This window comes from Tardiphaga alba, assembly GCF_018279705.1.
Lineage (GTDB): Bacteria > Pseudomonadota > Alphaproteobacteria > Rhizobiales > Xanthobacteraceae > Tardiphaga > Tardiphaga alba.
Genome location: NZ_CP036498.1, coordinates 761,075 through 787,347 on the forward strand (window position 1 = coordinate 761,075; position 26,273 = coordinate 787,347).

General features: G+C 57.0%; 21 protein-coding genes and 3 pseudogenes. 14 read left to right on the top strand and 10 right to left on the bottom strand.

The features are described from left to right. Positions 1 to 180 precede the first annotated feature (180 nt). From RPMA_RS28340 to RPMA_RS28500, 10 genes and pseudogenes are all read right to left on the bottom strand, one after another. A complete protein-coding gene (locus RPMA_RS28340; RefSeq protein ID WP_408056532.1) occupies positions 181 to 678 on the bottom strand; it encodes an FAD binding domain-containing protein in 498 nt (165 codons plus the stop codon). Then, a complete protein-coding gene (locus RPMA_RS28345; protein ID WP_328516552.1) occupies positions 579 to 1,289 on the bottom strand; it encodes an FAD binding domain-containing protein in 711 nt (236 codons plus the stop codon). The genes RPMA_RS28340 and RPMA_RS28345 overlap by 100 nt, the downstream gene beginning before the upstream one ends. Further along, positions 1,286 to 2,421: pseudogene (locus RPMA_RS03640) on the bottom strand (MFS transporter). The gene RPMA_RS28345 and the pseudogene RPMA_RS03640 overlap by 4 nt, the downstream one beginning before the upstream one ends. Positions 2,422 to 2,565: 144 nt before the next feature. Beyond that, complete coding sequence (locus RPMA_RS03645; RefSeq protein WP_211911582.1) at positions 2,566 to 3,696, bottom strand: alkene reductase; 1,131 nt, start codon at positions 3,694 to 3,696, stop codon at positions 2,566 to 2,568. 12 nt (positions 3,697 to 3,708) lie between these two features. Continuing rightward, complete coding sequence (locus RPMA_RS03650) at positions 3,709 to 5,940, bottom strand: xanthine dehydrogenase family protein molybdopterin-binding subunit (RefSeq protein ID WP_211911583.1); 2,232 nt, start codon at positions 5,938 to 5,940, stop codon at positions 3,709 to 3,711. After that, complete coding sequence (locus RPMA_RS03655; RefSeq protein ID WP_211913416.1) at positions 5,937 to 6,422, bottom strand: (2Fe-2S)-binding protein; 486 nt, start codon at positions 6,420 to 6,422, stop codon at positions 5,937 to 5,939. The genes RPMA_RS03650 and RPMA_RS03655 overlap by 4 nt, the downstream gene beginning before the upstream one ends. A 177-nt stretch (positions 6,423 to 6,599) precedes the next feature. Beyond that, positions 6,600 to 6,722 (bottom strand): annotated as a pseudogene (locus tag RPMA_RS27940) (hypothetical protein); the annotation flags it as partial. A 420-nt stretch (positions 6,723 to 7,142) separates the two neighbouring features. Beyond that, entirely contained in the window at positions 7,143 to 7,781 is a 639-nt protein-coding gene (locus RPMA_RS27945; protein ID WP_249225541.1) for a cytochrome c, read from the bottom strand. A 125-nt stretch (positions 7,782 to 7,906) separates the two neighbouring features. Then, positions 7,907 to 8,131, bottom strand: coding sequence for a helix-turn-helix domain-containing protein (locus RPMA_RS28495; RefSeq protein WP_408056533.1), 225 nt, complete (start codon positions 8,129 to 8,131; stop codon positions 7,907 to 7,909). Further along, positions 8,126 to 8,176: pseudogene (locus RPMA_RS28500) on the bottom strand (hypothetical protein); the annotation flags it as partial. The pseudogene RPMA_RS28500 and the gene RPMA_RS28495, both read right to left, overlap by 6 nt. Positions 8,177 to 8,322: 146 nt before the next feature. Between RPMA_RS28500 and RPMA_RS28505 the strand changes: the two are divergent. From RPMA_RS28505 to RPMA_RS03735, 14 genes are all read left to right on the top strand, one after another. Then, positions 8,323 to 8,703 carry a hypothetical protein gene (locus tag RPMA_RS28505; protein ID WP_408056503.1) on the top strand — a complete coding sequence of 127 codons (381 nt, stop codon included), beginning with the start codon at positions 8,323 to 8,325 and terminating at the stop codon, positions 8,701 to 8,703. A gap of 558 nt (positions 8,704 to 9,261) precedes the next feature. After that, positions 9,262 to 10,083 carry an alpha/beta fold hydrolase gene (locus RPMA_RS03675; RefSeq protein WP_249225542.1) on the top strand — a complete coding sequence of 274 codons (822 nt, stop codon included), beginning with the start codon at positions 9,262 to 9,264 and terminating at the stop codon, positions 10,081 to 10,083. A gap of 170 nt (positions 10,084 to 10,253) precedes the next feature. Then, positions 10,254 to 10,883: a hydrolase gene (locus RPMA_RS03680; RefSeq protein ID WP_211911585.1), complete on the top strand. Its 630-nt coding sequence runs from the start codon at positions 10,254 to 10,256 to the stop codon at positions 10,881 to 10,883. A gap of 100 nt (positions 10,884 to 10,983) precedes the next feature. Further along, a complete protein-coding gene (locus tag RPMA_RS03685; protein WP_211913417.1) occupies positions 10,984 to 11,367 on the top strand; it encodes a CidA/LrgA family protein in 384 nt (127 codons plus the stop codon). Continuing rightward, positions 11,360 to 12,082, top strand: coding sequence for an LrgB family protein (locus RPMA_RS03690; protein ID WP_211913418.1), 723 nt, complete (start codon positions 11,360 to 11,362; stop codon positions 12,080 to 12,082). Before RPMA_RS03685 ends, RPMA_RS03690 begins: the two co-directional genes overlap by 8 nt. A 166-nt stretch (positions 12,083 to 12,248) precedes the next feature. Beyond that, positions 12,249 to 17,309 carry an AAA family ATPase gene (locus RPMA_RS03695; protein WP_211911586.1) on the top strand — a complete coding sequence of 1,687 codons (5,061 nt, stop codon included), beginning with the start codon at positions 12,249 to 12,251 and terminating at the stop codon, positions 17,307 to 17,309. A 54-nt stretch (positions 17,310 to 17,363) separates the two neighbouring features. After that, positions 17,364 to 18,884, top strand: coding sequence for an ATP-binding response regulator (locus tag RPMA_RS03700; RefSeq protein ID WP_211911587.1), 1,521 nt, complete (start codon positions 17,364 to 17,366; stop codon positions 18,882 to 18,884). Continuing rightward, complete coding sequence (locus RPMA_RS03705) at positions 18,871 to 19,530, top strand: response regulator transcription factor (RefSeq protein WP_211911588.1); 660 nt, start codon at positions 18,871 to 18,873, stop codon at positions 19,528 to 19,530. Before RPMA_RS03700 ends, RPMA_RS03705 begins: the two co-directional genes overlap by 14 nt. Positions 19,531 to 19,739: 209 nt before the next feature. Continuing rightward, positions 19,740 to 21,005 (top strand): adenylate/guanylate cyclase domain-containing protein, encoded by a 1,266-nt coding sequence (locus RPMA_RS03710; protein ID WP_211911589.1) that lies wholly within the window; start codon positions 19,740 to 19,742, stop codon positions 21,003 to 21,005. A gap of 264 nt (positions 21,006 to 21,269) precedes the next feature. After that, complete coding sequence (locus tag RPMA_RS03715) at positions 21,270 to 21,914, top strand: hydrolase (protein WP_211911590.1); 645 nt, start codon at positions 21,270 to 21,272, stop codon at positions 21,912 to 21,914. A 17-nt stretch (positions 21,915 to 21,931) separates the two neighbouring features. Continuing rightward, positions 21,932 to 22,216, top strand: a complete 285-nt coding sequence (locus RPMA_RS03720; protein ID WP_211911591.1) for a XapX domain-containing protein — start codon at positions 21,932 to 21,934, stop codon at positions 22,214 to 22,216. Between the two features lie 48 nt (positions 22,217 to 22,264). Further along, entirely contained in the window at positions 22,265 to 24,151 is a 1,887-nt protein-coding gene (locus tag RPMA_RS03725) for an amidohydrolase (RefSeq protein ID WP_211911592.1), read from the top strand. A 34-nt stretch (positions 24,152 to 24,185) separates the two neighbouring features. Next, on the top strand, positions 24,186 to 24,584 hold the full coding sequence (locus tag RPMA_RS03730; RefSeq protein ID WP_211913419.1) for a DoxX family protein: 399 nt from the start codon (positions 24,186 to 24,188) through the stop codon (positions 24,582 to 24,584). After that, positions 24,577 to 26,217: an MFS transporter gene (locus RPMA_RS03735; protein ID WP_211911593.1), complete on the top strand. Its 1,641-nt coding sequence runs from the start codon at positions 24,577 to 24,579 to the stop codon at positions 26,215 to 26,217. The genes RPMA_RS03730 and RPMA_RS03735 overlap by 8 nt, the downstream gene beginning before the upstream one ends. The last annotated feature ends 56 nt before the right edge of the window (positions 26,218 to 26,273 follow it).

Consider the following 26,273-nt stretch of genomic DNA (forward strand, 5'->3'; position numbering starts at 1 on the left):
GTCGCGAAGAGCTTGAGCATGGACGTGACCTCGACTTTGCCAAGTGCATGGTCAGAGGTGTAGCCGAATTCGGTCCGAGAGTACAATTGACCGTCGACGTGATGGGACGTGTGGACGAGCCAATCCGATGATCGGCAAGTCGATCCTGTCGCTCGTTCCGAAGTGCGACGATCGTCGCACTCACGGCGCTAGGACAGCTCCGAGCCGCCTACCGAATTCACTTATCAATCTGCCGGCATGCTTGCGTTCTCGATCGTAGATTTCGAGTGCGTCGGGCTTTCCTAGTGCACCTAAGGCTCTTACGAGAGCCATCGCGTCTCCCGCGGCCTTTGAAACCCCCATCGCGGTGTGCGGGCGCACGACAAAGGCCGCATCGCCGAGCAATGCAATGCTCCCGCGCACCATTCTTGATGAACTCATGTCGAAGATGCCCTGCACGAACGGGCGCGGCTCCGCCGAAATGACATCGGCGAATGCCGGAGGCAAAAGACGATTGGCGTCGTCGATCAAGCGGTATCTGATCGTGTCTGGCACCTGACCCGGAGCGAGTGAGAAGCTATGATGCTGTCCGTCACGATCTATGAGGAGGCTTTGGAGATTAGAGTTACGCCTGTACCAAACGCAATTATATCGTCGGTGACCCGCGCTGGTCTCTCCCCCGGACCAGTCACGAGATATCCGAGAGCTTGGCCGCCTTCCATATGAAAGAAAGTAAACTTTCCCGACAAGATGCGAGCTGCGCTAGCTGGGAGTAGCGGTTCGGGCAAAAGCGCCCGCCATGCAACGTATCCAGCATAGGTGGGCCGGCTCTCAGGTCCCACGACTGCCTGACGGACGATCGATCCTATTCCATCAGCACCGATCACGAGATCGGCGTCCGCGTGCCCCCCGTCGTCGAAACGAATCCATGCCGCTTGTTCCGATTCCCCAACGGACGCTACAGCCTTTCCGACATAGTAGCTTCCTTCGTCCAGAATTGATCGAAGGGTCGTATAGAGGTAATCCCAAGATATCTGCATCTGCGAACGCGCGACGCGATCTATGATGGTTCCGAAGCGATCCAGCGTGATGCGTTCGGAGGCGACTATGCCCGCATCCGCTATACCACTATGCCCGAGCAATCGGAGAATCTCGAAAATCTCATCCTGGGGAACTAGTCCGGCTCCGCGTCCCTGAAGCCCGTGCGTTGATCGCTCATAGACCTTTACCTGATGTCCTGCTCTTTGAAGAAGCGTAGCGGCGAAAAGGCCGCCGACCGAACCGCCTACGATCGCGACGCGCAAGCTCATTTCCCTCGGTTCAATCCAATCAATTGCACGGCTGTCGCGAGAGTCGCGAACATCGCGCCACTAAGTGAAACACCTGCCCAGCCGTATCCATTCCACGCCACAGTTGCGATGGCCGAGCCGCCCGCGCCACCGAGAAACATCGCACTCATGAAGATCGTGTTGAGCCGAGCGCGAGCATTCGGAGCTAGGGCGTATATGAGATGTTGGTTGGCAACCAGAGCGCCTTGCACTGCAAAATCCAAAAGTATGACGCCGACAATCAGTCCCGGAAGCGATTGCCACAGACCGAAGATGAGCCAGGAGCAGAGTGTAAGTGCGGCACCAATGAAGACCACAGCATGCGGCCCCCGCAGGTCGGCGACTCGGCCAGCAATGGGGGCTGCGAAGATGCCCACAGTGCCAAGAATGCCAAACAGCCCAGCAATGTCTGCCCCTAGCGACAATGGCGGTTGCTGCAAGCGTAGAGAGAGAGTATGGTCCAAAAGGTCGTAAAGGATGCAAAGACCAGCGATTGCGTAATTGCTGCGACACGCAATTCCCTATGTTTGCCCCAAAGCTCGATAAGCGACCGCATTAGCGTTGCGTAGGTCAGAGCACTATCCGGTCGACTGCGCGGCAGCGTAAGGGCCATCCATGCGCCTGCGGCGAGAGCTAATGGGGCGCCCAACCAGAACATTTCGCGCCACCCGGCGTGTTCTGCGACAAAACCGGAGATCGTGCGGCTGAGTAAAATGCCGCACAGGATCCCAGAGGTAACGGTGCCGACAGTTGCGCCGCGCCGCTCAGGTACTGCGAGATGTGCTGCAAAAGGGACGATCTGCTGTGCAACGGTCGCTAACATTCCCATAAGCAGCGATGCGATGATAAGCAGGCCTGGGGTGGGGGCCGAGGCGGCTGCGACTAGCGCAATCGCCAAGAAGCAGAACTGCCCGACAATCAAACGCCTGCGCTCAGCAAGATCGCCTAGCGGCACGATTAGGATAAGGCCTGCAGCATACCCGAGTTGGGTCACTGTGGGGATCAGGCCGGTTGCCCTTCCGACTAGTTCCCGCTCCATGACGCCAAGCATAGGTTGGTTATAGTATATGTTCGCGACTGCGATACCGGCAGCAACCGCCATGGCAAAGGTCATACCTGACGTCAGTCGCGGTGCCGGAGGGGATGTCGGGTGATCGGATTGAATCGTGATACTCATGGCGGTGATCGATCGGATGTTTGTGGACCTTGAACTCGTCGCGCGATGACTGATGGCTGCCAATCGGATGACGGATCGGATCTAGGACGTGCTCTTTTCTGGCGCCGTTTCGGCGACATCATCGAGACGCGGATAATCGAGGTAGCCATGGTCGTCACCGCCATAGGCACCTTCTTTGAATGCTGCGTTGTAGGGACCACCCAGCCGTATCCGCTGGAGCAGGTCTGGATTGGCAAGAAAGAGCCGCCCGAATGCCACTGCGTCCGCTCTTCCCGAGTTCACTAATTCCTCAGCGTGGTTCGGAGCAATGCCGCCATTCAAAATGAGAGAGCCACGATAGGCGGGGCGGAACATTTCGATCAACTGACGAAGGTCAGGTTCTCCAACCCATGCGTTCGTATCTGCTATGTGGACGTAGGCGAGTGCGCATTCGTTGATCCAAGCGATCAAAGAGGCGTAAGTTTCAATGGGGGCTGGGTCACGGACATTATTGTAGTGTGCTAGTGGCGATAGCCTCAGGCCGATCCGCCCAGAGGGCACCACATCGGATATCGCAGAGATTATTTCGCGCACGAGCAATGATCTAGCGTCGATGGATCCCCCAAAGCGATCCGTCCTTCGGTTCAGCGTTGGAGACAGAAACTCATGTATCAAATAGCCATTGGCGCCATGGACCTCGACGCCGTCAAAGCCTGCCCGCATCGCATTCGCGGCCGCGTCACGAAACTCCGCGATCGCGCCCTCAATCTCCTCAGAGGTCATCTCCTTTGAGTCTGTTGCAGCAATGCGCACATATGAACCGTTCGCAAGTAACGCCCAGACTTGAAGCGATTCGAGATCATCGTTCACTCCAGATGGGGATAGTGGGTGGCGGCCGTTGAGGAGACCGCGCGCACTCGCACGGCCGCCGTGCCAGAGTTGAGCCACAATTCGTCCTCCGGCACGATGCACATCGTCGACCACCTCGCGCCAGGCGTCGACCTGCGCTTCGGTCCAAATGCCAGGCGTCCGATCGAAGGCAGCCGACATGGGGCCGACGTTGATTCCTTCAGTTATCAGGAGGCCAGCGTCGCTTCGCATCGCGTAGTACTTCCTGGCAGAGCTGTTCACCACGCCCTGCCCATCGGCACGCGACCTCGTCATTGGCGCCAGAATCACGCGATTCCTGAGTAGAATATCGCCCAGCTCCAGTTGATCGAAAAGGCTTGGCATCGATTACCTCCACTAAGGGTTTGCGGTCGCGTTTCGGATCTTGTCGGACGAGAATGGCAGCTCGTAGAGCCGACTTCCGATCGCGTCACATATCGCGTTCGAAAGTGCTGCTCCGGTCGGGCCTTGCGCTGCCTCTGCGACGCCTATGAACGGAGCGCCGGGTTGGTTCACTAAGTGCACTGCTATTTCTAGAGGTACGTCCGAAAACCGCATGATCGGATACGCCGACCAGTCGACTGAGGTCACCCGGCGTTGATCAAACGTGACTTGTTCAAAAAGAGTCCAGCTGGAGGACTGGATGATTCCGCCCTCAATCTGGTTGCGCACTCCGTCCGGACTAACGATCTCTCCGGTATCAACCGCCGCTACGATACGCGATATCCGAACGCGGCCTGTCTCTGGCTCTACACTGATCTCCATTGCAATTGCGCAGTAAGCTTCAAGATTCTTGTACTGTGCGAACGCAAAGCCATAACCGCTGTAGCGTGGTAGTTCCGATCGCTGTGCCCAGCCAAATTCTCCTGCCGCCTTCTCGATCACTGCGCGACCGCGCATGTTCGTAAGGTGGCGAAGTCTGAACTCTACGGGATCTATGCGTGCATGCCGGGCCAGATCGTCCATAGTGCTCTCGATCGCGACGACGTTTAGATAGCCTCCCAATGACCGCATTGAGGACCCCCGTAGGGGCATCTCTGGAAGAAAGTGGTGCACGACCTTGGCGTTTGGGAGCGAGTAAAGTGGAATGGCATTCCGGTCACCGCCTCCCTCGGGTTGAGCAAGTTTGACGGGAGGAGCAGGCGGAAACGGATTTGCGATCATCTGGGCGGCGAGTAAGGCGCCAGCCGGACCGGGCCGCATCATGTGCGACTGACTCCATACTTCATGGTGCCACTCGGCGATGGAGCCATCTGCGCTACCGACGGCCCTCACCTTGACCACCATGCCCGGGCCGAACGGCTCCCACGAGTGCTCCTGTTCACGCATCCATTGAACTCGAATGGGGCGTCCGGGCACGGCAACAGCTAAAAGTGCGGCGTCCGCAGCGACATCATCCGCGCCGTTCTGGCCGTAGCAACCTGCCCCCTCCACGTGGATACACCTGACACGGTCGATCGAAATGCGCAGCATCTCGGCGATGGCTTTGCGGAGAGGAAACACGCCCTGGGTATGGGTCCATACGGTGACAGCGGAATCTTGAGCCAAAGCTATGGCGCACGAGGGCCCGATGGAGCCATGAGCAAGATAAGGCCGGGTGAATACACCTTCGATAGCCTGACCTTCGACGCCGTGGCGGCCGCGATCGAGTATCACGTCGTCGTCGGATGGAAGGTGCGTTAGAACTGTCGCTAGATCGTTCTGGTCGGGCAGCGATGGAGCCTCGGCCCATCCGGCTAGTGTCGCAAGCCGGCGCATTGCTTGTATGGCCGTCCACTCCTGTTCGGCTACGACAGCCAGCACATCTCCATCACGAATAACCTTCACGACCCCGGGGGTGCGCTCTACGTCCCGAATATCGACATCTTTCAGTTTCGCCCCCGGCGCTGGAGGCCGGACTATGCGCGCATGTAACATTGCTTCCGGGCGCAAATCTTGAACGTATGCGGGGGCACCGGTGACCTTCGCGGGAATATCGATCCGCGGCACATTATGGTTCATGACATTAAAGTCAGTCGTGGCGGTCAATCTCGAAACTGGCTGAGCATTCACGGCCAGCAGTTGATCACGAACCAGTTCAGCATAGCTGATACGTAGGTCGTTCGGACCGACCACCGCACCGTCAGTGGCGCGAAGAGTTGCCCGGTTGGTCCCCAGTTTCACGGCGGCTTCATCGATTAGAAGCTCGCGAACCTGGGCGGCCGCGTGCCGTATCGCTGTTCCAGAGTCCTGAATAGAATGACTAGCCGCGGTGTACCCCTCGTCGGCGGTCATTTCGGTATCGGCCGTGATCAGACGTAAAGCCGCAAAATCGATCTTCAGCTCCTCCGACGCAATCTGAAGCAATGCCGTCTTCAAGCCTTGGCCGAGTTCGGCTTTTCCGGTGAAGATTGTTGCCTGACCCTTTGCATCTATTCGAATCCAGGAATCGATTCGAGGAGTGTCCGCGAGACTGCCAGGAAGTGCATCTTTCGGACGCTCGGATGGCTTTCCTGTTTCGGTCTGCGACCTCGCCAAACGGCATCCGAAAAAGAGTGTGAGAGCGCCGGCTCCAGAAAGTACGGTGCGTCTCGAAAGCGGTCGAGTCATTGTGTAGCCCGGGCCGAGTTGGGGGTTTTGGGATCTAGAGCGGCGCGACGGATAGCTCGCAGAATCCGCATGTGAGTTCCGCAACGGCAAAGATGGGGTTCTAACTCCGCTCGGATATCAGCGTCTGAAGGCGATGGGGATCGATCCAACAGCGCCTTCGCACGCATGATCATTCCGGAGATGCAATAGCCGCATTGTGCGGCCTGCTCGGCGATGAAGGCTCGCTGAATGGCACTGGGATTTTCAGCAGCCCCAAGGCCTTCGAGTGTGATCACGGACCTTGAAGCAACGAGCATCACGGGTGTCACACACGACAAGATCGCCTTGCCATCAACGATTACGGTACAAGCACCGCATTGACCAAGCCCGCAGCCATACTTTGCGCCGTTGAGACCGAGTTCGTCACGCAAAACGTACAGTAGTGGCGTTTCTGGCGAAGACTTGATCGTGTGCTCCGCTCCGTTGAGCGAAATTGTAATCATTATCCTATCCTCAGAACGATGGCTTTTTTGGTTGATAGTTGCCCAACGCTTTCCGCTCACGTGCAGAGCGAATGACGCTGGGGCTATTCCCCAAGCCTCTCGTTGACCAATATTCACGCGCACATACCTCACCAATTCCTCGAGTTGTTGATCCGAAAGAACGTCGGCGAAGCCCGGCATGATTGGTTGCGGCGTTGCTCCGGTCGCGGGCAGCCCATGAAGTATGATGTTAACGAGGTTTTCTGCGGTCTCTCCGCTGACGGCAGACGAGAAAGCCAAGCCCACACCTCCGAAGGGCAATTTACGACCGCCTTCGTGACACGTGGCGCAGGTAGTTGAGTAGATTTGGCCGCCACTATCGCCAGGTAGGACCGGTGAAGCGGCCTGGATGCCAGCGGATGAAGGTGCTGTACCTGGGCCTCGCGATTCTGTCGCTCTAGCGACACTCGCTATTTCCTGTTGCGGGGGCCATTCGAAATCGAAGCAATATAGCGCGCAATAGCCGCGACGTCGTCTCTTGCAACGTTAGAAAGGTTCGTCGTGACCGGAGCCATCGGGCCACGCGCTATGCCGTGATGCTGATGATAGCCATCGGCAAGGTACTGAGTAAGCGCAGCCTCGTCCCACTTCACCAATGCCTGCGACGCGGATCCGAGCGCATAGGCTCGCCATCCCTCCGCTCCTCCCCATGATACGCTCGCGAGGCTTCTTCGGCGCCCATTAGGTTGCGGGGGAGTGGCATCCACCGCAGTGACCCAGACCCTCGGCAAGATATTTCCCGCGGTTCCAAATTGCGTCCTTCGTCGGATCGGGCTCGAACCTGCGATCACGAAGGAAAAGCAACTTCCAGCCTGCCAGGACCAGCCGCACATTGATCGGGAATGGCAAAGCGTTCGGCGGAGCCGTAGCCTTCACTCTCTCTCGTGTCATGAAGAATGCATAGAGAGCATTCAAATCTTCATCGGACGTTAGGCTGAAATGATCGTAAGGGAAGGCTGGATATAAATGTCGCCCCTCCCGATCAACGCCTTGGCGCATAGCGCGGATGAATGCTGCTGATGACCATCGTCCTATACCAGTCTCGGGATCCGGTGTGATGTTGGTCGAATAGATCGTGCCGAATGGAGTAGGCATGGCGAATCCGCCGGCAAACGGCTTCCCTCCTTGCGCCGTGTGGCACGTTCGACAGTCTCCGAGAAAAGCGAGGCTTCTCCCCTTGGCGACTATCTCGCTCGTGAAACTTCGTGGAGGGGGAGGATCGATCGGCGGCATAGCCGGATGCCAAGCGTATAGAAAGGCAGCCGCACCTCCTGCAAACGCGACAACACAGCCCAGCTTTGCAATGCCTTTGAAGTTCATCTTCCCACCCGTCTGTGCGGATAGAAGATCAGAAGGCTCGCCCCCTTGCTTGTCGCAAAGTCAGTTGTTTGGAACGTTCTGCTCGAAGCAATTGGCGTTAATCGACTACAACATGCATCGTGGCCTCAAAGCGCAGCATCCTTCACATGCCGACGCCAGTTGCCTGGCGGCGAACCTACAATTTTCGAGAAGACCCGCGTAAAGTGACTCTGATCTGAGAAACCGCACTCAAGTGCGATTTCGGCCAGAGGCTGGCTCGTATTGGCCAATGCGTTCCGAGCCCGCTCGATACGTTGCGACTGAATCCACTGATGAGGAGTCAGCCCCGTCGTTTTCTTGAACGCATGTATGAAGTAACCGCGCGATAGGCCGCAAGCGTTTGCCAAGTCTTCCACGGGGGCACGTCATCGAGGTTGCCTAACATCAAATTCTTGACGGATGTCAGTTGGCGCTGGCTCAATAGAGTCTTCCGACGCCCGGATACGCGGGGCGGGCCTCCGCTATATCTCTCGAGTAGATAAATTCCGATCGCGCTGCCCAAATGATCGACGAACGGCTCGTTCGAGCGAACCTGTTGCTCGTTATCCGGGAGCGCAGCGCGAAGAAGGTTCGAGAGAACGGGGTCAATGTGATCGTTGTTGCATGCAAGCGTGACAGTACGTTCCCAGCCGTGCGCATCAGCCAGCGCCGTCAGATAACTTTGGGAAATCTCCATAAGGATAAAGTCGAATGCGCCAACGGGCTCAGCGATATAGGAAAAAGCCAGGTCTCTGATAAAGACCGCATGCTTCCGAAAGTGGCGCTCACGCATAAGCGATCTATAGGCAATGTTCCGTCGGTAGCATTCGCTCTGGGCGACTGCGACCATGAAACCGGTCCCGCGTGCTTTGGATGTTATGCGACCGCAGGTTGGCTCGGATGACGACCGTCGGTAGAAGGAAAAGCCGTCGCCGTGCAATTCTCTGGAATCCGACATGTCGCTTGCGGGATACCCCAGCGCATCCATATCGGCGCCGAACGGCAATGATCGTTCTTGAGTAAGCATCCCGCTATCCTCTTAGAGCTGAACGGCCTTGAAGAGGTTATCGCGCGCCATTGCTCGATCGGAGTAGCATGCTTCTCGAACCAAATTCGGACAACTGACTATTGGTCAATGACCACCTAGCCGTTGGTCGAGGTGGTAACGTTGCCCGGCCGAAAATTATCCGGCTAATGGCGATTGGATCCCATCAGCGAACGGAAGTTTTATTCATTAAAGAACGCCGCAATATCGACTGCCTTGAACGATAGTCCGATATCTGACCAGTGATGTTGAAGGTTCCGCCATTGTAAGGGCGGAGCGATCTAGAAAGTGGTCAGAAAAACCAGACTTATCTTCAAGATCGCTTGCAGCGTCGAGGCTAACGTTGCGCGAGTAGCCCGAACGCGATCGGGTGATGCATCTCTAAGAGAACTCCACAAACCACACACGGGGAGCCTCATGGTCGATATCCGGCGCCACACCGCCCATGCTAATGGAATTCGTCAGCATTACCTCGACGCGGGAAGCGGTCCCCCCGTCATCTTGTTGCATGGTTTCCCGGAGACCAGTTTTGCGTGGCGATTTCAGATCCCAGTTCTTGCCCAAAAGTATCGTGTTATCGCGCCCGACCTGCGCGGATACGGTGAGACGGACAAGCCTGCGTCCGGCTACGACAAGCGCACGATGGCTATGGACATTGTCGCTTTGCTCAAAGAACTGGGTTTGGGGAAGATCGCTCTCGTCGGGCACGACCGCGGCGCTCGCGTCGCGACGCGCTTCGCCAAGGACCACCCCGGGCTGGTTGACCGTCTCGTTGTGATGGACAACGTACCGACACGGGTCGTCGCCCGTGAGATCAATGCAAGGATTGCCAAAGCTTATTGGTTCTTCTTCTTTCATCTGGTGCCTGATCTTCCGGAAATGCTCATACGCGACAGAGAGGATCTCTGGCTGCGGCACTTCTTTTCGGACTGGTGCTACGACCCACATACGATTTCGGGCGATGCATTTGATACCTATGTGAAAGCCTATCGCGGACCCGGCGCGGTCCGAGGAGCGATGGCAGACTACAGGGCGAACAGCGAGGACGTCGCCCAAGACCAGGTCGACGCCGAGACCAAGATCGCCTGCCCGGTCCTTTCGCTATGGGGGCCGATTTCGAGGCGGTTGGCAGAATGTTCGACATGGCTACCGTCTGGAGCGAGATGGCAACGAATCTCCGTGCAGAAGCAATCGAGCAGTGTGGTCATCTTCCACACGAAGAGCAGCCCGAGCGCGTGAACGGGCTGTTGCTGGAATTTTTGGACGGTTGGGAAGGATGAAGCGAACCCTTCAACCAGCTTCTGATGGGATGTGACTGGAAACGGGCATCGGATGATCGCAATTCTGGTCAACGGCCAGGGACATTATCTCGCCTAGAAAGTCTAGCACCGGACTTTGGAGTTGTTCTCATGTCGGCACTCAATCATTTGCTGCAGCCCGAACAATGCGCTGTGCTGCTGATCGATCATCAGGCAGGCCTTGCGTTCGGAGTGGAGTCAATCGATCGTCAGACCCTGCTCAACAACACAATCGCATTGTCGCGAACGGCTGGTACGTTCAATATTCCGATCATAGCATCAACGTCTGCGACTAAGGTCTACAGCGGTCCAATCATGCCCGCAATAGCTCAATATCTTCCTGATGTTCATCCAATAGACCGACGTAGTATGAACGTGTGGGAAGACGATGCCGCTCGTACGGCGATTGAGCGAACAGGACGCAGGCGCTTGATTGTCTCCGGACTACTCACCGAAGCTTGCGTGTCGTTCGCGGTACTGTCGGCCTTGGCGGATGGCTATGAAGTCTTCGTTGTTGGCGACGCGTGCGGTGGTTTGAGCGAGCGTAGTCATGATTTGGCTATGCGGCGAATGGAGGCTGCAGGCGCTCAGATGACGTCTTGGATCCAAGTGCTCTTGGAAATGCAAAGAGACTGGACGAGACGCGATACCTATGAAGGTGCCCGTGCCATTGTGGAAGCGCATGGCGGCGGATATGGCATCGGCTTAGCGTATGCGCGGGACATGATCCATCCGATTTGATAGCAGGCACTGGTCGGCGCGCCGACAAAAGAAGGCACCTGGTGACGAAACTCACTACACAGATCGCTGGACCTTCATGCCCAGCAGCGAAAGACCACCGATGATCGCGAACTTAGCCCTTATACTTCTTTGCCAATTAATTGGAGAGGCGGTTGTCCGAGGGGCGAAGTTGGTTGTGCCCGGACCTGTGATCGGGATGGGCTTGCTGTTTGTCTATTTGATCGTGCGTGATCGATACCTGTCCAGTGAACGGGAGCCGAAGCAAAAAGTCGAGGCAACTGCCAAAGGGCTTCTTGCAAGTCTCGCGCTCCTTTTTGTTCCCGCAGGTGTGGGAGTCACGCAGAACCTAGATCTGATCGCAGATCGCGGAATCGCGATATTTCTCGCTCTTACGGTATCCGTCATCGCGACGCTGCTCGCCACGGTACTCACATTCATCATGATAAGTCGCCTGATGGGTTCAGGAGGCGAATCCACTGACTGACAGTCCTCAGCCTCTCTGGGTGTATCTTTCACAATCGCCATTGCTGTGGCTGACAGTAACCCTGCTTGTCTTCGTGGTGGCCAATCTCGCGTCGGAGTTGGCCGGTCGAAATCCTCTGATGAATCCCGTGCTGCATTCGATATGGATCGTCAGTTCGGTGCTCTACCTAACGGGAACCAGTTACCCGACGTACTTCCAGGGCGCCCAGTTCATTCACTTTTTACTAGGGCCGGCAACCGTGGCGCTTGCTGCTCCTCTCTACGAGCATAGAAAACTAGTCAGTGCTGCGTTACTTCCCATGTTAGCGGCGCTGATCGTCGGGTCAGTGACGGCAATCGTATCGATTATCCTGCTGGCGGAACTCGTGGGATTGCCGCGCGAAGTTGTTCTCGCCCTCGCTCCGAAATCAGTCACCGCGGGAGTGGCCATGGGCATCAGCGATGCAATCGGTGCGAATCCCGCTGTCACGGTCGTGGCCACAGTCATGACGGGAGTGATGGGTGCGATACTGGTGTCTCCTATCATGAACTGGCTGGGAATTTCCGATTACCGCGCGCGAGGATTTGCAGCAGGTCTCGCGTCCCATGGATTGGGCGCTGCTCGCGCATTTCAAGTTAATCAAATTGCGGGCGCCTTTGCAGGGATGGCGATGGGACTAAATGCCTTCATTACATCGCTGTTGGTCCCTGTTATGGCGAAACTACTGGTCGGGTGATCGCCGGAGTGTTTTTCTCGCGCGGAGCAGGCTGTTCCAGGTAATCCATCGAGCCTGACCATAATCCAGATGGTCAAAAACTCAGGCATTTGCGAGACGAGCGCATATAGGTATCGTCCTAGAGAACGACACGCACCGTTTCTTTGAAGTGAAAGGCGGGGTTCTCTTGACGACTTGGATTGATGAAGCGGATCGCTTGTACGATGATGAAGGTGTCGTAGTTTATCGACGTCGGGCCGGCGACCGGACTCCAGCGCAACTGATTAAGACAACAACCCATGGACTAGCCGCGTCGGAGCAACGACGGAGGCTGGTCAATGAGTTCACTATTGCATCGGAATTCGGTGATGAGTGGTCCGTAAAGCCTACTGAACTGACTGAAGACGAAGCGCGTGTCACTCTTTTCCTTAATGACCCGGGAGGTCATTGGATGACCGTTCGTCCCGGCGAGCAACGGTCGCTGTCGGAATTCCTTACCATCGCCATCGCAGTCGCCGACGCGCTAGCGCAACTTCACAACCTTAACATCATCCATCGAGATATCCGTCCGTCGAGCTTAATGGTCAATCGCTCTGGCGCGGTTCATCTAGCCAACTTCGAATACTCATCTCGAGAGACAGCGGCCGATCGAGCGTTCGCGGTGCCGCCAAACACAAACCGCGTTGCTTATCTATCACCAGAAGCGACCGGCAAAGCAAATCGATCGATCGATAAGCGCAGTGACCTCTATTCGCTCGGTATAACTCTTTACGAACTTCTCACAGGAAGGATGCCTTTCGCGGCGCGAAGCCTATCGCAGTGGATCGATGCACATATGGCACGCGAACCGATGCCGCCCGGTGCCTTTGTTCGTAACTTACCTGCGCCAGTAGCCGAAATAATATTGAAGCTCTTAGCAAAGGAGCCGGAGGACCGCTACCAAACAGCGTCAGGACTCCGAGCTGATCTTTCGCGTTGCCTCGACGACCTGACAGCGAGTGGGGATATCTATGAATTCCAAATAGCATTGGATGACACACCAAATCAGCTATACGTTTCGGAGAAACTCTATGGTCGTCGTGTCGAGGTGGCGCGACTGTTGGCCGTCTACGAGGGATTGGCCGATCGAGGCTTATCCGACTTTGTCCTGGTGTCTGGCGTTTCGGGTGTTGGGAAGTCGGCGATCATAGCAGAAGTGCAGAAACGGCTTGTCGTATCCGATGCGCTGTTCGCAATCGGAAAATGTGAACAAAGTCGATCCAACGCTCCTTATGCCACGCTCACTATAGCGCTGGATTCCTTCTTTACAGGCATAAACAGCCGAGGCGAGGGTGCCATAGCGCCTTGGCGCCGAAACATCGAAGCGGCCCTTGGGCCCAACGCCCGCCTGGTAACTGACCTCGTGCCCTCCCTGGGTATGATCATCGGCCCTCAAAATGCCGTTCCCGCTCTGCCTGCGCGAGAGGCGAGCTATCGGTTTCATACCGTGATGAAGCGCCTTTTTAGCGCTCTCGCCAACGCAAGCCATCCATTCGTACTCTTTATTGACGATATGCAATGGATCGACGGTGGCACGCTCGAACTATTGTCCAGCCTCATTGTAGATCCTGAGGTCCGATACTTACTTCTCCTCGGCGCCTATCGTGCAAATGAAAATAACGCCCAGCACCCGTTAAGCGATGCTCTCGCGAGAATTGCGGCAGCAGGATCAGTTGTTCAGGAGTTGCCGCTCTCGCCACTGAAGCTCGAGCACACCGTCGACTTCACGGTCGACTGCGTGAGGAGGCCGCGAGAGGAAGTCCGTGATCTCGCTCAATTTATTCATGACGCGTCGGGCGGCAATCCATTCTTCTCTAAGCAGCTCATCCGAACGCTTGCTGACGAAGGATCAATAAAGCAAGACGATCGCTCTCGGAAATGGGAGTGGCATATCCAAAGCATGCGCTCCGCAACAAGGAAGTACGTCGTCGATGAATTGTTGAAGTCGCGACTGGAAACCCAAGGCAATCTCGCCAAACGTGCGATCGAGACGCTGGCTTGCCTTGGGGTGAGTGCCGACATTAATAATTTGGGCGAAGTTTTGCATCTGCCGCCGGACGACGTGGACAGCATCTTATCTGATATCGTGCGTATTGGCTTGGTCTTACGAGTCGGTCGCAGGTATGTATTCGTCCACGACAAGGTTCAGGAGGCTGCTTACGGTCTCATCGCTCCTTCAGAGCGTTCAGGTCGCCATATCGAGATCGCAAGAGGTCTAATTTCCGCTCTGTCTGTAGAGCCTTCGACAGAGCGCGTGTTCGAAGCGGTCGATCAGTTGAATCTCGGTAAGGCTCACGTGGTGGATCCCGCCGAGCGCCTGCTGGCGGCCGGGCTGAACCTGCAAGCGGCGAAAAGCGCGAAGGCATCCTCAGCTCATGCCTCCTATCACCAGTATCTTCGCGCCGGTGCGGACTTCCTGCCACGCAACGCGTGGGAGGAGCATCCTGATGTTGCGTTTCAATTCGCGTTTCATCTCAGTGAGAGCGAATTTCTATTGGGCGATCTTGCCTCATCAGAGCAACGGCTGCTGGATCTAAATTCGAGAAGTCTCACTCTGTCCGAAAGTGGTTCCGTCGCATGGCTATTGACCACCTGCTTGACCACCTCCGGGCAGCTAGACAGGGCAGTGGAAGTCTGCCTCACATTTCTAAGACGAGCAGGAATAAACTGGTCACCGCATCCGACTGGCGATGATCTTCTGAATGAATTCGTGCCGATTAGGGAAGAGATCCAGGCTGGACTTATCGATCGACGCAGTGACCTCCGCGAGCTCAACGATCCTGTCCAGCGCATCGTTCTCGATGTCCTGACCGCCGTTCTGCCTCCAGCTTTCTTCACCGACAACAATCTCGTCTGCCTCGTACTATGTCGAATGGCGAATATCAGCCGCAATTATGGCAACAGCGATGCATCCGGTCTTGGCTACGCCTATCTCGGCATGACACTCGGTCCCACCTTCAACCAATGGAGAGCTGGGTACAGCTTCGGAGAGATGGGATTCAAGCTGTCGAACGATCGACCAACTGATCCGTTCAAAGCACGCGTACAGATGGCGTTCTGCTATCACGTCATGCCCTATAGTCGGCCTATCCGAGAAACATGGCGTCTCCATCGAGAAGCATTCGACTTAGCGAAGGACTGTGGCGATCTAAATTATACGGGATTTAGCAGCTGCACCCTTATCAGCAGCTTCCTTTTCTCAGGGGTGCACCTCGAAGAAGTTCAGAGTCTAGCGAATGACAGGCTTCAGTTTGTGGCGGCCGTAAAGTTTGGTCTCATAGAAGAGATTATATCGACGCAGTTGAGGCTGGTGAGAGCATATCGAGGAGACTTGGATGCATTCCCTTCGATGGACGATAGCGATTTCAACGAACTTGCATACGAACGCTATCTAAAGGATCGCCCAGAACTCGCGATTGCGACGTGCTGGTACTGGATTCGCAAGCTGGAGCTAAGGGTGGTTGGCTGTGATTACGAAGGTGCGCTTGAGGCTTCTCGAGCGGCATCGGCTCTTGTTTGGACGTCCGGTGGGCACCTTGAACTGACAGAGTTTTACTTCTATTCCGGACTTGCCTGCGCAGGCGCAGCAACGCCATCGGCGATCGCTGAGTTCTCGTTCCATACTGAGCAGTTATCGCTATGCGTAGAGAAGTTGAGAGTTCTCGCATATCACTGTCCTGAGAATTTTGGGGCGAGATCCACGCTTCTTGAAGCCGAACTGAAGCGCGTGCAAAAGCAACCTCTGGCTGCCTTGCAACTCTACGAGAACGCCATCGAACAATCACGCATCGAGGGGTTCGCGCACATCGAAGCAATGTCCCACGAGGCCGCCGCGCGCTTGTACGACACCCTCGGCTTGGGCAGTGCCAAAGATGTGCATATTGCCGCGGCCAGAGACTGCTATCTCAAGTATGGAGCGACTGCCAAAGCGGGGCAGCTTGAAGAGGGGTATCCGGGAAGTCTTCTACCTGGTGGTAGCTCGGCGGCCCGGCTGCGCGATTCTGGAGATGCTTACTTCAACGCGGTCCTTGCGACGTCTGAAGCTGTATCCGAAGGTGTGGATATCGACGCGCTTGTCGGAACGCTGTTAACGAGCATCATCCAAAGTGCAGGTGCGGATCGTGTTCTTCTCCTGCTTCCGAATGGAGACGGATTGCGACTAGAGGCGGAGGCAACGTGCGACGGTGCAGACGTCAAAGTCAGCATTCATCGAGCTGAATTCAAGGAAAGCCATGCGCCTGCGGCACTGATAGGGCACGTCGCTGCGACGCGCAGCATGATCAACGTTCCAGATGTAAGAGCCGGTGGCGAGTATCAGTCGGATCAATATTTGACCGAAAATGGGATCCGCTCACTCATATGCATTCCTCTGTCGAAACATGCGCGGCTGATCGGTGTGCTGTACCTTGAAAGCCGTTCGGAGGTGAGGATTTTCATAGACGCACGCGTTCGGTTGCTTCAGCTAATCTCCACACTAGTCGCGGTGGCTCTTGAGAACGCGTCGCTTGAAGAAAAAGAATCGCTGCTGCGCGAGGTTCATCATCGAGTGAAGAATAATCTGCAGCTCATCACCAGTCTTCTCAATCTTCAGGCTGATCGCGCATCGGATCCTGAGGTTGCGGAACTTTTCGAAGAGAGCCGAAACCGTATACGAGCAATGGCATTGGTGCACGAAAATCTCTATCGTGCCGGGAACCTCGCCCGTATTTCGATGCGTCAGCATATAGAAAGTCTATGTTCGCAGTTGTTCCGGGTCTATGGGACCAATCAACAACGGATAAGTCTCGAGCTTGGTGTCGACGACATCCAGCTCGACTTGGACCGCGCGATCGCCTGTGGGTTGTTAGTCAATGAGCTGGTATCGAATTCCTTGAAACATGCTTTCGTGGATGATCGTGAAGGTAAGGTGAAGGTGTCGCTAAGGTCACGAGCCGATGGTCACCTTGAACTCAAGGTCGAAGATGACGGAGTGGGGTTCGTTGTGTTCGACGGCAAGAAGCGATCTCTTGGCCTGCAGCTTGTCGAAGATTTGGCCCATCAGCTTCGCGCAACGCTTGAGACACAATCGAGTGCGGGCGTGGTAACGCTTCTGAGGTTTTCGCTTTCAGGAGAAATCCGTGATACGCCTCGCCGCATTCTAGCAAACGGGATCGACGTTTCGGCCAAAAGGGAGCCGGAGAAATCTAGTCCGAGCCCTTCGGCAGTTTAGACGCATTTTTCTTCTTCAGGATGGAGGGCATCGAATGTCGATGCAGGTAATCGAATGGCGGCGACGAAAATCATAGTGGTCGAAGACGACCGTATTGTCGCCCGTGACATCGAGCGGTTGCTCAGGAAAATGGGGCACGACGTCGTCGGAGTCGTGGATCGTGGCGAAGAGGTTGTCGATAGCGTCCTAAGAACTCAGGCGGATCTCGTTCTGATGGACATACGCTTGCGTTCCGACGTTGATGGTATCGATGCTGCCATGCGGGTGAAGTTGCACTGCTTCGTGCCTGTAATCTTTCTCACAGCGTATGCCGATTCGGAAACGGTGAAGCGGGCGATAAGAACTGAGCCGTTCGGCTACGTCCTCAAACCAGTCGATGAAATACAACTCAGTACGGCAATAGATGTAGCTCTCTACAAACACTCGGCTGACCGTAGGACGAGGGAAAGCGAACGGCGGTTGGAGACCATCTTAACGAGTATCGGTGATGCTGTAATTGCGACAGATAGCCAAGCGCAAGTAACTTACATGAACCCCGTCGCGCAGGACCTTACAGGGTGGAACATGCCCGACGCGATTGGGCGGCCGTTGCCAGAGGTGTTTCACATAGTCAACGAGGATACCCGCGAGATCGTCGAGGATCCTGCCGCTAAGGTGTTGCGACTTGGGACGATCGTCGGGTTAGCAAATCACACGGTCCTCATCAGACGCGACGGTAGCGAAATTCCGATCGATGATTGCGGATCGCCACTCATAGACGATCGTGGAGTGATAACTGGCACGGTATTGGTATTTCGAGACATTACCGAGCGCCAACGCAGTGAAGAAGCACTGTCTCGTGCTCAAGCTGATCTGGTTCAAGTGGCACGATTGACGACGATGGGCGAGCTGGCGGTATCGATCGCTCATGAAATAAATCAGCCGCTTCTCGCCTTCGTAACGAATGCCGAAACCTGCTTGCTGCGTCTTTCTCAAGAGCCGCCGGATCTGTTCGAGGCCCAACAGGCCGCAGAACGGGCAGTTGGGAACGGCCATCGCGCCGGCGACGTTGTGCGCAGGATACGAGCGCTTATTCAGAAGTCGGAGCCGGAAGCCACGCCACTCGATCTCGGCTGTATAGTTCACGAGGTTCTCGACCTGCTGCGCGCAGAATTTCGACGCCGAAGCGTCATGCTCAAGGTAGATGTCTCACCCAGGCTTCCGCCAGTGAAGGGCGATCGAATTCAGCTTCAGCAGGTGCTTGTGAATCTGATTATGAATAGCCTCGAAGCGTTAACGGAGCAGATGGAGGCCGAGCGTACTGTATCTGTCGGTGCGCGCTTGGGTGATGAGGGGGAGGTGATCATCAAAGTAGAGGATAATGGTTCTGGCCTCGAATCATCGAATATGGACCGAATGTTCGATCCGTTTTTTACGACGAAACCTGGTGGGATGGGTATGGGTCTTTCAATCTCAAAATCGATTGTCGAGGCTCATGGCGGCACCATTGGTGCAGAGGCCGGCGCCGCCATGCGCGGAAGCGTCTTTCACTTCACCTTGCCAGCCGAAGCGAGATCATCAAATGCAGAGCGCTGACGCAGCCTCGGAGCCGTCGATCGTCATTATCGACGACGATGCCGACATTCGGGAAGCGTTGCACGGGCTGTTGCGATCTGTTGGCCTGAGATCCGAGCTATATGCGTCGGTCCGTGAGTTTGTCGAAAGTGACCGACTTGATGGTCCAGGATGCATTGTGCTCGACATTCGCTTGCCTGGTCAGAGCGGCCTCGACTTTCAAGATCATCTGTTGGAGACCGGGCAGGATTTTCCGATTGTATTCATTAGTGGACATGCTGACGTGGCCATGTCTGTCCGCGCAATGAAAGCCGGGGCCGTTGAATTCTTAACAAAGCCCTTCCGGCAGCAAGATTTCTTGGAAGCAATCCACCGCGCGTTGAAGAAGGATGCATTGCGCAGGGCAGAGAGCCAATTAGTCGGATCGATTGGCGAAAAATACGCAACCCTTTCTCGTCGCGAGAGCGAGGTAATGTCTTTGGTCGTCGCAGGGAAACTGAACAAGCAGATTGCTGTCCAGATCGGCGTGACGGAAGCCACCGTGAAACTGCACAGAGGCCAGGTGATGAGAAAGATGGGCGCCTCCACGGTCATAGAATTGGTCAGGATGGCCGACAGAATCACGACCGCGTATCCACGAGGTGGAGTGGATGCGCTACGGAAATAGCGCAGACGAATCGCTTCTCTTTCGCGATGTCGGCCCATAGAGGACGCGTGGATCTTAATGAGGAGCTGCGGACTAATCGACAAGACAAGCGCTCGCCACCAGCAGTAAATTGGAAGATCTAAAGCCCGAGCAGTAGATTGGAGGCTGCACTGGCGAAGTCTCGAATTCTGAGACGACTATGAGGCGTGTAATTTTAGATCAGGACCATCATGATCCGCCGTTTAGATCCTGCGCCCCGCGTTTATCCTGCGAATGTTGTACTGGTACGGCGTTCGGATCGAAAACTAGTCGTCGAATCGAACATTGTGACGTTCAACGACATCGAGGAGTGGTTGCTCGATGCCGCTGTCAGAGAACATGATACGCTTGAGCTGGTCGAGGCATTGATCTGGCGTTTGCGAGGGGCTTCTGCGCCTATCGAGCGCTTGAGTCTCCACATAGGAACGTTGCACCCGCAACTCGTCGGATTTGCTTGGAATTGGAATAGCGACGACGGATTTTGCGATGAGGTTAGAGTCGCCGACGAAGTAATAAATTCCGATGCATATCGACTAAATCCCCTGCAAGCCATTTTCTCCACCGGTACGTCGATCAGACGTACTCCTCAAGATGCAAGGTCAGAATTTCCGCTGATGGCGGAGTTGGCCGACTCCGGCATGACCGAGTATTTGGCAATACCTCTATGCGGTCTCGATGCCCGCAATGCCGTTACGATTTCGACGCGGGACGAAAACGGATTTGCAGATGAAACTGCCCAAAAATTGGAGCGGATATTCAAGATCTTCGCGCTTCACGTTCAACGGCATAGCCAGCAGCGCATATCTCGCAACGCGCTTGATGTTTATCTCGGCGAACGCCCGGCCGAGCAAGTACTCCGAGGTTCGATCAAACGCGGGGCCGGCGCCGCTATAACCGCCGTGATCTTGGTCGCGGATCTTAGAAACTTTACCGAAATGTCGGATCGGTTGCCTGCATCTCAGATGCTTGCATTGCTGAACATGTACTTCGAGGCTATGGCCAGTGCCATCCTTTCACACGGAGGGGAGGTCATAAAGTTCGTCGGCGACGGTCTGCTCGCAGTGTTCCCGATCGAAGGAACGAGTGCTTCGCCCGCAGCGAAGCAGGCACTGAATGCGGCGCGAACGGGACTCGACGATCTACGCCGGGTACAGGAAAAGCCAGGCGCCTCGTCAGTTCTGCAAGACGATTGGCAGCCCCTCCGAGCGGGAATTGCGCTCCATGCTGGTGAAGTGTTTTTTGGCAACATCGGCTCGTCCGCGCGTCTCGACTTCACCGTGATTGGACCGGCGGTCAACGAAGCCTACCGCGTAGAGGCGCTGCAGAAAAGCCTTGGCCACGATATCCTCGTGACAGACGCGATCGCTCGGCATCTCGATTGCGGTATGTCCAGTCTCGGCGGACACGCATTACGAGGTGTGTCTTCTCCCGTTTCACTCTTCGGTATCTCTCGATAAGTGCACAGCGGTGTCGAAACGCCGCACTAAAACTGAATCCGCTGCAGTCACATTAAGCCACACCGCGCACTTGTTCTGAATTCCCCTGCTTGGGCCCGGGGCAGCGCGTCCTAGCGTTCAAAACACCCCACTTCTGAACAAGACCGCCGCGCCGGCCTCGGCCAGTGTTTCGACGATGCTCGCACGCTTCCGGACGCCCTCTCCGGGAGCTGATCCGATCCGGATCGGAGATCATGGCACAACCGAAAGTTACGGAGCACCACAATGTCAGTCCTTGAGATGCTAACTCCCCAAAATAGTGCGATCGCATTGATCGACTTTCAGCCCGCGATGTTCCAAGGCGTTCAGTCGCATGATCGCCTGGTGACCATCAACAACGTTCAGATTCTCGCCAAGGCTGCCAAGCTGTTCAATATCCCGACGGTTCTCACCACCGTCGCCAAAGACTCGTTCTCGGGTCCGTTCATTCCAGAAGTGACCGAACTATTTCCGGGCCAGGACATCATCGATCGCACCTCGATGAACTCGTGGCTCGACCCGAACTTTCGCAAGGCTGTCGCTGCCACCGGCCGCAAAAAGTTCGTCATCGCCGGCCTCTGGACAGAAGCCTGCGTGATCTTCCCGACCCTGGACATGCTGCGCGAAGGCTTTGAGATCTATATCGCAGCCGACGCCTGTGGTGACCTCTCGCTCGAGGCGCATGAGCGCGCGATGCAGCGTGCGATTCAGGCCGGTGCCGTGCCGATCACCTCGTCGCAATATGCCTATGAGCTGCAGCAGGACTGGGCCCGTAGCGAGACCTATGACGGCATGATGGAGATCCAGAAGGCGCATTCGCCCTACGGCATCCAGATCCGCTTCTCGAAGTGGGCGCTCGGCGAGCACGCCTCCGAAGGCGGCGCAAAGTAAGCGGCGAGGGCGGCATCATGAAAGCATATGTGATCTCGGCCTGCGCCGGTCTTCTGGTCGGCATCATCTACAGCGTGATCAATGTGCGCTCTCCGGCGCCGCCCATCATCGCACTGATCGGCCTGCTGGGCATGCTGGTCGGCGAGCAGCTGCCGCCTCTGGTCAAGGGGCTCTGGCAGAGCAAGCCGGTCGCGCATTCCTGGCTACATCAGGTGAAGCCGCACATGTTCGGCCATCTGCCGAAAGGGCAGCAGGTCGATGCCGAGCTGACTGCTGCAGCGAAGCCAAAGCGCGAAGGCTAGCGGCACCGCCGCTGGCCCATTTTCCATCAGACATCACGGAGCGCCGCTATGAGCGAGCAGCAGACCGCCGACCTCATCCTTCATCACGGCCTGTTCACGACCCTTGATCGGTCCAATCCGACGGCCAGCGCGGTCGCGATCAAGGATGGTCGTTTTGTGCGTGTCGGCCAAGAAGCCGAGGTGATGGCGCTCTCCGGGCCGAAGACGAAGGTCGTCGATCTCAAGGGCAAGCGCGTGCTGCCGGGCCTGATCGACAATCATCTGCACATCATCCGCGGTGGCCTCAACTTCAACATGGAGCTACGCTGGGACGGCGTGCGCAGCCTCTCGGATGCGATGAGCATGCTGAAGCGGCAGGTGGCGGTGACGCCGCCGCCGCAGTGGGTGCGGGTTGTCGGTGGCTTCACCGAGCATCAGTTCGTAGAGAAGCGGCTGCCGACCATCGATGAATTGAACGCGGTGGCGCCGGATACGCCGGTGTTCATCCTCCATCTCTATGACCGCGCGCTGCTGAATGGCGCCGCCTTGCGTGCCGTGGGTTACACCAAGGATACGCCGAACCCGCCGGGTGGTGAGGTTCTGCGTGATGCCAACGGCAATCCCAATGGCCTGCTGCTGGCTAAGCCGAATGCGGGCATTCTCTATGCCACCTTGGCAAAGGGCCCGAAGCTGCCTTTCGACTATCAAGTCAATTCGACCCGGCATTTCATGCGCGAGCTGAATCGCCTTGGTGTTACCGGCGCCATCGATGCTGGCGGTGGCTTCCAGAATTACCCGGAAGACTATGAGGTCATCCAGAAGCTGCATGATGAGGATCAGCTCACCATCCGTCTCGCCTATAACCTCTTCACGCAGAAGCCGAAGGGCGAGAAGGACGATTTCCTGAACTGGACCAAGACGTCTAAATACAAGCAGGGCGACGATTATTTCCGTCACAACGGTGCCGGCGAAATGCTTGTGTTCTCCGCGGCCGATTTCGAGGATTTCCGCCAGCCGCGTCCGGACATGGAGCCGGAGATGGAAGGCGAGCTGGAGGAGGTCGTCCGCATCCTCGCGCAGAACCGCTGGCCGTGGCGCATGCATGCGACCTATGACGAGACCATCAGCCGGGCGCTCGACGTGTTCGAGAAGGTCAACCAGGATATCCCGCTCGAGGGCCTGAACTGGTTCTTCGATCACGCCGAGACGATCTCGGATCAGTCCATCGATCGTATTGCGGCGCTTGGCGGCGGCATCGCCGTGCAACACCGCATGGCCTATCAGGGCGAGTATTTCGTCGAGCGCTATGGCCATGGTGCGGCCGAAGCGACGCCGCCGGTGTCAAAAATTCTCGCCAAGGGCGTCAAAGTCTCGGCTGGCACCGATGCAACGCGGGTGGCGTCCTATAATCCGTGGGTGTCGCTGTCCTGGCTTGTCACCGGCCGCACCGTCGGCGGCATGCGGCTGTATCCGCAACGCAATTGCCTCGATCGCGAAACGGCGCTGCGCATGTGGACGGAGAACACGACATGGTTCTCCAATGAAGAAGGCAAGAAGGGCCGCATTCAGGCCGGCCAGCTCGCTGACCTCATCGTGCCGGATCGGGATTTCTTCGCGTGCTCTGAAGATGAGATCGCCGACACGTCGTCAGTGCTCACCGTCGTCGGCGGCAAAATCGTCTATGGCGCCGGCGACTTCGCCAAATTCGACGATACCACGCCACCGCCGGCAATGCCCGACTGGTCGCCGGTCCGGACCTTCGGCGGTTATGGCGCCTGGGCCGCTCCTGACGCGAATGGTCAGGCCGTCGCGCAAAAAATGGCGATGAGCTGCGGCTGCGCCAATGATTGCGGCGTTCATGGCCACAACCATGCCACGGCATGGTCGAGCAAGCTGCCGATCTCCGATCTCAAGAGTTTTTGGGGCGCGCTCGGTTGTGCCTGCTGGGCGGTGTGAGGTGAACGCCATCACGTCCATTGCGCAGCGCCTGATGGGCGCTGCGTTCGTCCGGTGGCTCGCATTGCTTTGTCTTTGCGCGGCCTATCTGCAGGGTGGCCTGGTCAAGGCCTTCGATTTCCCAGGCGCGGTTGCCGAGATGACGCATTTCGGCATGCTGCCGGCGGCGCCATTCGCGGTGCTCGTCATCGTTCTCGAATTGGCTGCGTCGATGATGATCCTCACAGGTATCGGCCGCTGGCTCGGCGCGCTGTCGCTGGCGGGCTTCACGCTGTTGGCAACTTTCATGGCGAACCGTTTCTGGGAGATGGTGCCTCCCGAACGTTTTGGCGCGGCGAATTCGTTCTTCGAACATATCGGCCTGTGCGGCGGATTCCTGCTTGTCGCCTGGTACGATCTCAACGCGCGCATGGGAGGGCAGGCACATGAGTGACGCAGCAAAGCCCGTGGCGCCGTCGAGTGCTTTTGCGCCATTTCAGCAGATTGTCTTCACCGTCATCTGGACGGCAACTGTGCTGGGCAATACCGGCAGCTTCATGCGTGATGTCGCCAGCTCGTGGCTTGTGACAGATTTGTCCGCGTCCCCCGCTGCGGTGTCGATGATCCAGGCAGCGGGGACGCTGCCGATCTTCCTGTTCGCCATTCCGGCCGGCGTCCTGTCGGATATTCTCGATCGCCGCAAGTTTCTCATCGCCGTGCAGCTGTTGTTGGCTTCGGTCAGTCTGACGCTGGCGTTTCTGGCCCTGAATGGCTGGCTTACCGTCAATCTCCTGATCGCGCTAACCTTTGTCGGTGGCGTCGGCGCAGCGCTGGCCGGTCCGGCTTGGCAGGCGATCGTGCCTGAGCTCGTGCCGCGGCAGGACATCAAGAGCGCCGTCGCGTTGAATTCGCTTGGTGTTAATATCGCGCGTTCCATCGGCCCGGCGGCCGGCGGTTTGTTGTTGGCATCGTTCGGTGCAGCCGTCACCTATGGCGCCGATGTCGCCAGTTATGTCTTCGTCATCGCGGCGCTGCTGTGGTGGCCGCGCGTAAGTACCGGGCAGGACGAATTGTCGGAGCGCTTCTTCGGCGCGTTCCGTGCGGGCCTGCGCTATACGCGCGCCAGCCGCGAGCTTCACGTCGTGCTGTTGCGCGCGGCGATCTTCTTTGCTTTCGCTAGCTCGGTATGGGCACTGCTGCCGCTCGTCGCCCGCAATCTGCTGAGCGGCGATGCCGGCTTCTATGGCGTGCTGCTGGGGGCGGTCGGCGCGGGCGCCATCGGCGGCGCGCTGGTGCTACCGCGACTGCGCGCCGTGCTAGATTCCGATCGCTTACTGCTGCTGTCGGCCATCATGACGTCAGTGGTGATGGTAATCCTGTCGCTGGCCCCGCCGAAATGGCTGGCCGTGCCGGTACTGCTGCTGCTCGGTGCCGCCTGGATCGCGGCACTCACGACCTTCAGCGGTGTCGCGCAGGCCGTGCTGCCGAACTGGGTGCGCGGGCGCGGCCTTGCCGTCTATCTGATGGTGTTCAACGGCGCGATGGCCGCCGGCAGCCTCGGCTGGGGCGCGGTCGCACAGGCGCTGGATTTGCCGATGACGCTGCTGGTTTGCGCCGCTGGGTTGTTCATTATTGCATTCTTGATGCATCGGATGAAGTTGCCGGCAGGCGAGGCCGATCTGACGCCATCCAATCACTGGCCCGAGCCGCTCACCCCGGAGCCCATCGAGCATGATCGCGGTCCGGTGCTGATCCTGATCGAATATCGCATCCTGCGCGAAAACCGCGTGTCGTTTTTCGCCGGCCTGAAACGCCTCGCAGCGGCGCGGCGCCGTGATGGCGCCTATGGCTGGGGAATCACCGAGGATGCCAGCGATACCGAGAAGATCGTTGAATGGTTCATGGTGGAATCCTGGGCCGAGCATCTGCGCCAGCATCACCGCGTCTCGCATGCGGATGCCGACGTGCAGCGGGACACCGTGCAATTCCATGTCGGGCCGCAGCCGCCGGTGGTGCGCCACTTCCTGGCACTGGATCTGCATAATCCCGCGCTGTCGTTTCAGACCGACGATTCTCACCCGGCATGACAAGGATGATTTTCATGCGCCATTCCGTCAGGACAACACTCGCTTTGTCCGCGCTG

What these genes read in the sequence shown, in the direction of transcription:
- RPMA_RS03705 (WP_211911588.1), top strand. Translation starts at nt 18,871, where the DNA reads ATGCAGAGCGCTGACGCAGCCTCGGAGCCGTCGATCGTCATTATCGAC.
- RPMA_RS03710 (WP_211911589.1), top strand. Translation starts at nt 19,740, where the DNA reads ATGATCCGCCGTTTAGATCCTGCGCCCCGCGTTTATCCTGCGAATGTT.
- RPMA_RS03685 (WP_211913417.1), top strand. Translation starts at nt 10,984, where the DNA reads ATGATCGCGAACTTAGCCCTTATACTTCTTTGCCAATTAATTGGAGAG.
- RPMA_RS28505 (WP_408056503.1), top strand. Translation starts at nt 8,323, where the DNA reads ATGATCGACGAACGGCTCGTTCGAGCGAACCTGTTGCTCGTTATCCGG.
- RPMA_RS03655 (WP_211913416.1), bottom strand. Translation starts at nt 6,422, where the DNA reads ATGATTACAATTTCGCTCAACGGAGCGGAGCACACGATCAAGTCTTCG.
- RPMA_RS03645 (WP_211911582.1), bottom strand. Translation starts at nt 3,696, where the DNA reads ATGCCAAGCCTTTTCGATCAACTGGAGCTGGGCGATATTCTACTCAGG.
- RPMA_RS03715 (WP_211911590.1), top strand. Translation starts at nt 21,270, where the DNA reads ATGTCAGTCCTTGAGATGCTAACTCCCCAAAATAGTGCGATCGCATTG.
- RPMA_RS03675 (WP_249225542.1), top strand. Translation starts at nt 9,262, where the DNA reads ATGGTCGATATCCGGCGCCACACCGCCCATGCTAATGGAATTCGTCAG.
- RPMA_RS03730 (WP_211913419.1), top strand. Translation starts at nt 24,186, where the DNA reads ATGGGCGCTGCGTTCGTCCGGTGGCTCGCATTGCTTTGTCTTTGCGCG.
- RPMA_RS03735 (WP_211911593.1), top strand. Translation starts at nt 24,577, where the DNA reads ATGAGTGACGCAGCAAAGCCCGTGGCGCCGTCGAGTGCTTTTGCGCCA.
- RPMA_RS03720 (WP_211911591.1), top strand. Translation starts at nt 21,932, where the DNA reads ATGAAAGCATATGTGATCTCGGCCTGCGCCGGTCTTCTGGTCGGCATC.
- RPMA_RS03680 (WP_211911585.1), top strand. Translation starts at nt 10,254, where the DNA reads ATGTCGGCACTCAATCATTTGCTGCAGCCCGAACAATGCGCTGTGCTG.
- RPMA_RS27945 (WP_249225541.1), bottom strand. Translation starts at nt 7,781, where the DNA reads ATGAACTTCAAAGGCATTGCAAAGCTGGGCTGTGTTGTCGCGTTTGCA.
- RPMA_RS03725 (WP_211911592.1), top strand. Translation starts at nt 22,265, where the DNA reads ATGAGCGAGCAGCAGACCGCCGACCTCATCCTTCATCACGGCCTGTTC.
- RPMA_RS03700 (WP_211911587.1), top strand. Translation starts at nt 17,364, where the DNA reads ATGGCGGCGACGAAAATCATAGTGGTCGAAGACGACCGTATTGTCGCC.
- RPMA_RS03650 (WP_211911583.1), bottom strand. Translation starts at nt 5,940, where the DNA reads ATGACTCGACCGCTTTCGAGACGCACCGTACTTTCTGGAGCCGGCGCT.
- RPMA_RS28345 (WP_328516552.1), bottom strand. Translation starts at nt 1,289, where the DNA reads ATGAGCTTGCGCGTCGCGATCGTAGGCGGTTCGGTCGGCGGCCTTTTC.